Genomic DNA, 4,365 nt, shown 5'->3' with positions numbered 1-4,365 from the left:
GGTCCCCGTCATACCCCATCAGTGTGGGCATGTCGTACGCCACGGATAGACCAGTCTGGCCTTCTTTCAACAGAAAGTGGAACCGCTCATTTGTCTCTCGGGCAGTTCCGTACCCAGAGAATTGCCGCATTGTCCACAATCTGCCCCTGTACATGTTCGCATGAATGCCCCTGGTGTACGGATATGAACCGGGAAAACCCAGTTTCTCCAGGTAGTCGTCCTCAATCCCATCGGGATAATAGAGGAGGTTCACGGGTTCCCCGCTTGCCGTCTCGTAGCTGTGATTGCGGGTCGGGGAGGAATTGACTTCCTTCTCCCACCGTCTCTTTTCTTTCTCGAACAACTCCAGTTGTCTACCGATACTTCACCCCTTTGTCGTTGCTTCCGCGAAGCGTTTGGACCGGATCACCACCAACACCCCTTCGAGAATCATCCATCCTATCAGGACGATGAGCAGTGAGTTAATGACGAACAGTGATTTGTTGCTGGCATAAAAATCTCCAGTTTTCAACACGAGAGTAATGAGCGTTACGACCATGATAAATAACATGGGAATCACGAGAGGCGCAATGGGTTTCTTTCTTTGCCAGAAATAGAGAGTCAAGATCATCAGCGTTAACGCCGCCAGCATCTGATTGCTGGCACCGAAAATTGGCCACAAGACCCAACCCGCCTGCCTTGCATTCCCCGTGGCGGGATCCGTCACATTCCAGAGAGCCAGAAAGGCGGCTGGCAAAACGGCCAGTGCCGTCGCGAAGAAACGATTCGTAAGAGGTTTGACCTGCAACGCCATTCCCAGTTCGGTGAGGACGAACCTCTGAATTCTCGTGGCGGTATCCAGTGTGGTGGCTGCAAAAGAGATCACGAGAACGGCTACGAGAGTTTGAGCCAGTTGAGCCGGGATTCCAACCTTTTCCATCAATGCTCCGCCACCGAGCACGAATGCCGCAGCCTTGTTTGCACTGGCGTGGGCCCAGGTGTCATAGTAGACGCTCCAGGAGAGGTTTTCGACCTCCCCTACCGAAGGGAGGTTGCATCGTGAAAGAAGGGCTATTCCAGCCACCGCCGCTATGGTCGAGGCTAGTGCCAGGGTCCCTTCCCCGAGCATAGCTCCATAGCCAAGGAGCCTTGTATCTTTCATACTGCTCACCTGTTTGGATGTCGTTCCCGATGCCACAAGACCGTGAAACCCACTGATGGCCCCGCAAGCGATCGTCACAAAGAGTAAAGGAAACATTGGAGGAGCTGTCGGCTCTGAGACTGCCCTGAACACGGGGGCATCGATAACTGGCTGCGCTACAAAAATGCCAAGGTACAAGAGTCCCAGACCCACAAACAGCTGGTGACTGTTGATGTAATCGCGGGGTTGCAGAAGTAGCCATACGGGAAGGAGACTGGCCATGGCAGAATATGCGAAAAGTATCACAACCCACAGGGTAGAAGACGACTCTCTCGACAGTCCCAGTGAATCAAAGCCCAACGGATAATGGGTACCTATCCAGACAAAGAGATAGAGCACGACGAGAGCCGTGAGTGACGGAACGAGAGCTCCGGTTTTCGTCTTGTAGAGTATCCAGCCAATGGCCAGAGCGATAACTATTTCAATATTGATCGGTAGAACGGTTGAAGGCACCAAGATAAACAGATCTGCAATAACCATGGCAAAAACAGCAAGAACAAGCCAGATCAGCATAAGGATGAAGATGAGAAACATCACTCGGGCACGTCCGCTCACGATTCTGCCGGTGACGTCCGCTATGCTTCTGCCTTTTTCACGCACACTCACCACCAGGGCACCGAAATCGTGGACCGCCCCCATGAATACGGTGCCGAGAACGACCCAGAGAAAGGCAGGCAGCCAACCCCAGTAGGCCGCCACACAGGGCCCTATGATGGGAGCAGCCCCGGCAATCGAGGTAAAATGATGCCCGAAAAGGATATGACGTTTGGTGGGGACGTAGTCCACCTCATCTCGGAATTCGTGGGCGGGGGTGACTATATTTTCGTCAGTCGCGTAAATACGGGAGGCAATTGATCGAGAGTAAAAGCGGTAACCGAGGTAGAAAATGACAAAGCCCAGGGAAACGAGGAGGGCTGAGTTCATGTCATGAGCTGATTTTAGAGGATCTGGACTTCCTTGCCCGAACCGATTCTGGCTATAGTATCGGAAATCCTATTAGCGGTGAGACCCAGGTTGTCCAGCAGAGTCTTCCTGCTCCCATGATCGATGAATTCATCGGGTATCCCAAGTTGATAGACTGTCCCCCCGTAGCCATGTTCATTCAACCACCCCAGTACAGCCGAACCGAAACCACCCACCAGGGTTCCCTCTTCGATCGTCAAGACAGCTTCAAAACTGGAGACAATTTCCCTCAACATCAGGTCGTCGAGAGGTTTGATGAACCTGGCATTGACGATTCTGGGCTTGAGAGTCGATTCAGGAAGCATGGGGAGAGCATTCTTCGCTTGTTCCACCATACTTCCCACGGCCAGAATCGCCAGGGATTCCCCTTCTGCGATGATCTCCCAGGAACCGATGGGAATCGCCTTGGGCGCCGCTTTCTCATGGAACACGAGACTGGAGGCTTTCGGATAGCGTACGGCAAATGGACCTCCACATTCATAAAGGCCGGTGTACAACAGATCCCGGAGTTCATCCCCGTCTTTGGGCGCAGCCAACGTCATCCCTGGGATCAGCTGAAGATAAGACAGGTCAAATGATCCATGATGGGTGGGTCCGTCTGGCCCCACGACACCACTTCGATCCAGGACAAACACGACGTGTAATCCCTGAATGGCGATATCGTGGACAAGCATGTCAAAGCTTCTCTGAAGAAAGGTGGAATAGATGGCCGTGATGGGCTTGATTCCAGAGACTGCCAAGCCTCCGGAAAATGTGACAGCGTGCCCTTCAGCGATGCCGCAATCGAAGAAGCGCTGGGGAAACTTCCTGGCAAAATCCACCAATCCGGTTCCCTCCCTCATGGCCGCCACCACACAACAGATGTCCTCATCCTGTTCCGCCAGCTGGCATGCTATCTGTCCAAATGCCTTGTAGTAGTCGGGAGCCTCACCCTCAGGTTTTTTCGTATTGGTTCTCCCCGCAACACTGTACCACTTAAGGGGATCTTCCTCCGCCTGTTTCTTTCCACTCCCCTTTCGGGTAAGCAGATGTACCACCGAGGGACGAGGAAAATCTTTCAATTTCTCCAACGTGTCGATCATTTCGTCCATATCATGCCCGTCGATGGGACCGAAATAGCGAATGCCCAGCTCCTCAAAAATCATACCTGGAACCAGGAATGTCTTAAGACCTTCCTGCAAACTGTGCAGGAGACGCCGCAGGGCGGTTGATCCTTTGGGCAGTTTCCCCGTCAATTCCCAGATCCGGTCTCGAACCCTGTTATACAGAGGATTGGTGACGACCTTCGTCAGATAGTGCGAAAGGGCCCCCACAGTCGGTGAGATTGACATACGGTTATCGTTTAGCACGATAAGCAACTGGCTGTCGAGAATGCCCACATTGTTGATTCCTTCGTAGGCCAGTCCCCCCGTAAGTCCTCCATCCCCCACGACAGCAATGATTTTGTGAGTCTCACCTTTCAGATCCCGGGCGCGGGCCATTCCCAGTGCCGCGGATATGGAGGTGCTTGCGTGGCCTGCACCAAACGCATCATATTCACTCTCTTCCCGACGGCAAAACCCGCTAATCCCGTTGTCCTGGCGAAGTGTTGGGAATTGATCCCTCCGACCCGTTATGATCTTGTGAGCGTAGCATTGATGACTCACATCCCAGATCAGCAGATCACGCGGCGTGTCGAAAACGCTGTGGAGCGCCACCGTCAGGTCCACCACGCCGAGAGGCGAAGCGAAATGTCCTCCCTTTTCCTCAATCACATCGATGATGTATTCTCGCAATTCATCACAGACCATTCGGAGTTTCTTTACGGAGAGACCGCGAAGATCAGCGGGCGAGTTGATCTTATCCAAAATCTTGAAGCTATCCAGCAAACTCCAGCTCCTTTACCATTGATACAAAATAGTCGTGAACGGCAGTGCTGTCGGAAAGTTCGGGATGGAAAGTGCAACCCAGAAAGTGATTTTCCTGAACCATGACGGGTTCACCCTCCAGTGAACCCAGTACTTCCGTCCCACTGCCCACGGAACTGATTCTCGGTGCCCTGATGAATATCCCCCTCAGGGAAACGGTTTCCCCTCCAAGAACAAGGTCAAGCGGGGCCGTAAAGGAGTCAACCTGCCGTCCATAAGAATTCCGCACGACGCCAATATTGAGTAGATTAAGAGATTGCACTCTTGAATCATCGACCCTGCTTGCCATCAAGATTAGTCCGGTACAGGTCCCCA

4 protein-coding genes are annotated in these 4,365 nt (G+C 52.9%); all 4 read right to left on the bottom strand.

Features of this window, described 5'->3' with window-relative positions:
• Nucleotides 1-343, bottom strand: a 343-nt coding sequence (locus tag V3U24_05905) for a methylmalonyl-CoA mutase family protein (protein MEE9166976.1), incomplete at its 3' end; no start/stop codon positions are given.
• A 21-nt stretch (nt 344-364) separates the two neighbouring features.
• Nucleotides 365-2,104, bottom strand: a complete 1,740-nt coding sequence (locus V3U24_05900; GenBank protein MEE9166975.1) for a carbon starvation protein A — start codon at nt 2,102-2,104, stop codon at nt 365-367.
• 14 nt (nt 2,105-2,118) lie between these two features.
• On the bottom strand, nt 2,119-3,990 hold the full coding sequence (gene dxs, locus V3U24_05895; GenBank protein MEE9166974.1) for a 1-deoxy-D-xylulose-5-phosphate synthase: 1,872 nt from the start codon (nt 3,988-3,990) through the stop codon (nt 2,119-2,121).
• A gap of 10 nt (nt 3,991-4,000) precedes the next feature.
• A partial coding sequence (pdxT, locus tag V3U24_05890) for a pyridoxal 5'-phosphate synthase glutaminase subunit PdxT (protein MEE9166973.1) occupies nt 4,001-4,365 on the bottom strand: 365 nt, incomplete at its 5' end.

This window comes from Candidatus Neomarinimicrobiota bacterium (assembly GCA_036476315.1).
Classification (GTDB): domain Bacteria; phylum Fidelibacterota; class Marinisomatia; order Marinisomatales; family S15-B10; genus JAZGBI01.
Note: the sequence above shows the minus strand (reverse complement) of the source record. Positions and strands in the feature narration are given on the sequence as shown.

Excerpts from the sequence above, each read along its gene's own strand:
- V3U24_05900 (MEE9166975.1), bottom strand. The coding sequence starts at position 2,104 with ATGAACTCAGCCCTCCTCGTTTCCCTGGGCTTTGTCATTTTCTACCTC.